Source organism: Aliterella sp. E5.1, assembly GCF_057473825.1.
Genome location: NZ_JBYCCV010000238.1, coordinates 1 through 2,488, shown reverse-complemented (window position 1 = coordinate 2,488; position 2,488 = coordinate 1). Strand labels below are relative to the sequence as shown.

Below are 2,488 nucleotides of genomic sequence, written 5' to 3'. Positions count from 1 at the left end.
TGGCGCGATTGTTTCCCTCGCCCACGCCCTCGGTTTGGACGTGACGATCGAAGGCATCGAGACGGCCGAGGAATTGGCGGTAGCCCGCTCCCTTGGGTGCGACTTCGGTCAGGGCTACTATTTTGCCATCACCCCTGTGATGCCACCGACCAAAAACATGGACACAAAGCCCATCGCAAATAGCATTGCACTGCAAAGACGGAGCTTCCCACCCCAGATAGTAGCTACCCAGCTAAAGACTTTGATCCCAGTGGGAACAGCGACCGCCATACTTGTGACCATGAAAAATATCCGCAGCCAGTCCGGGGTTCCACTGGTAAACATATGGTGAGCCCAAACAGTCACAGATAAGAAGGAGATTGCCACACTGGAATAGGCGATCGCCCGGTAACCAAAAATTGGTTTGCGGGCATGCACAGGTAAAATTTCTGAGATCAGACCAAAGTAAGGCAGGGCCATGATGTAAACCGCCGGATGAGAATAAAACCAGAACATATGCTGGTAGATCACCGGATCCCCACCCCCTGTCGGATTAAAGAACGAAGTTCCCACCAAAAGGTCAAACGCCAGCAGAATTAAAGCGCCAGTCAGCACAGGAGTTGTGGGTAGGATCAGCGCCGATGTTGCCAGCATTGCCCAGCAAAATAAGGGCATTTGATTGAACCCCATTCCAGGGACTCGTAACTTCACAATTGTGGCAATGAAATTAACAGCTCCCAGAATTGAAGAGGTTCCAATCAGAAGCAAACTCAAGATCCAAATGGCCTCTCCCGCCTTAGCCGTAATCGTACTTAAGGGTGGATAGGAGGTCCAGCCAGCCTCAGGAGCCCCAACAAAGAAACTACCCATTAACAGCAGCCCAGCAGGAGGGATAAGCCAAAAGGAGATCGCATTTAATCGCGGGTATGCCATATCCCGAGCGCCAATGAGTAGTGGCACCAAATAGTTGCCAAAGCCACCGATGCCAGCCGGAATAATCCACAGAAAAATCATGATTGTGCCATGCATCGTAAACAGGCTGTTGTAGACCTCACGGCTAACAAAGTCCACCTCCGGTGTTGCTAGCTCAGTCCGAACCATTGCTGCCAGGGCACCACCAATTAGGTAGAAACCAAAGGTTGTCACTAGGTACTGAATTCCGATTACCTTATGGTCGGTGTTGAAGCTAAAATACTCTCGCCAATGCCTATCCTGGGGCTCTATCCCCTGAGCCGGAAGATTGGCTTGTGCTTGAAGCTCAGATTGAGTCATCATCACTCCTTGTAGCTGTTACAAGATTCATTAAGCCTCGGAAACTAGGGCTGGAGCTGAGCAAGCTATAGCAACACAGCATCCAATTCAATCTTCAATCCGTTCCGAAGGGCATTAGAAACAGGACAGCTTGCCTCTGCCTCTTGGGCAATTTGCTCAAAAGTGTTTTCCTCAATATTGGCAACTTTCCCCCTTGCCTCTAGACGAATTTTAGTAATCTTGAAGCCGCCATCTTCGGAGGACTCTAACGAGCAGACTGCCTGAGTTTCAATACTTTGGGGCTGATAACCCTTTTCACTAAAGGTGTGAGCAAAGGCCATACTGTAGCAGGCCGCATGGGCTGCAGCGATTAACTCTTCAGGATTAGTCCCTGGAGAGTGCTCAAACCGAGTTTTGAAGCTGTAAGGAATCTGCTTGAGAACTTCACTGTCACTGGTAATCTGACCGCTGCCAGTTTGTAAGTTACCATTCCAGATTGCTGGTGCTGTCCGCTGGATGTTTGCCATGGTTTTTCGTCCTTTTTGGGTTATTTCAACCGGGTTCTTTTGCCGATACAGAATAAATGTGATCCCTAAAAGTGTGCAGTTACGGTATGCACTCCTTCAGAGATGACCACTTAAAGATTCGTTCGCCCCCAAGCTCAATGACGACTTTAACCCGAGGCTCAAGCTGAGGGAGAGTACTGAGATAATCTAGTTCCTCGTGATCTAGCCTCTTACCATCAATGAGCCACAGGACCAGTCCTTTACCATTTGGAGATAGATTTTCTAGGTGGAGGCGGATGATCGGAGGTAAGAAGTAAGTTTGAATTCCCCAGGCAGTCCTACCACTAGTACTTTTGCCCAGATGCGCTGGTCTAACGCCATGCACAGCAGTTAAGTAGGAAGCAAGATCTCCCAGACCAGGGGCCAGGATGGGAAGCAGAGCATACCCTGCTGTCCTCAGTCGCCGCTGGTAGCGCCCTTCATGCCCCCCTTCAGGGGGCGTATAAACTCCAAGAGCACCTATCTTTTCTAAATCCCGGATAAATTTTTTGCCAGTTGTGAGCAGTGCCATGATATTTAGATGTGGAGGTTGATAAATGAGGCATTTCTTTAAAGCCTACACCTCTATCTTGAGCGTATTTCTCGGGCTTTTTCTCTGAGCTCGCTCAAACTTCAGATTTGGCTTTTACTTTATAGTGGTGCAGATCAAGCAAAAACAAGCTTAGGTTCAGGGGCATGTCCAAGATAGAGGT

At 49.0% G+C, this 2,488-nt stretch carries 2 protein-coding genes and 1 pseudogene; all 3 read right to left on the bottom strand.

Going from position 1 to position 2,488, the window contains the following annotated elements:
- Positions 1-126: 126 nt before the first annotated feature.
- Positions 127-1,251, bottom strand: a pseudogene (locus tag AC2VE5_RS25660) (cytochrome c oxidase subunit I); the annotation flags it as partial.
- Between the two features lie 65 nt (positions 1,252-1,316).
- The gene (locus tag AC2VE5_RS25655) at positions 1,317-1,757 is read right to left on the bottom strand and encodes an OsmC family protein (protein ID WP_486890406.1); all 441 of its coding nucleotides are present in this window, start codon (positions 1,755-1,757) and stop codon (positions 1,317-1,319) included.
- A gap of 79 nt (positions 1,758-1,836) precedes the next feature.
- A complete protein-coding gene (locus tag AC2VE5_RS25650) occupies positions 1,837-2,307 on the bottom strand; it encodes an NAD(P)H-quinone oxidoreductase subunit N (RefSeq protein ID WP_486890405.1) in 471 nt (156 codons plus the stop codon).
- Between the last annotated feature and the right edge of the window lie 181 nt (positions 2,308-2,488).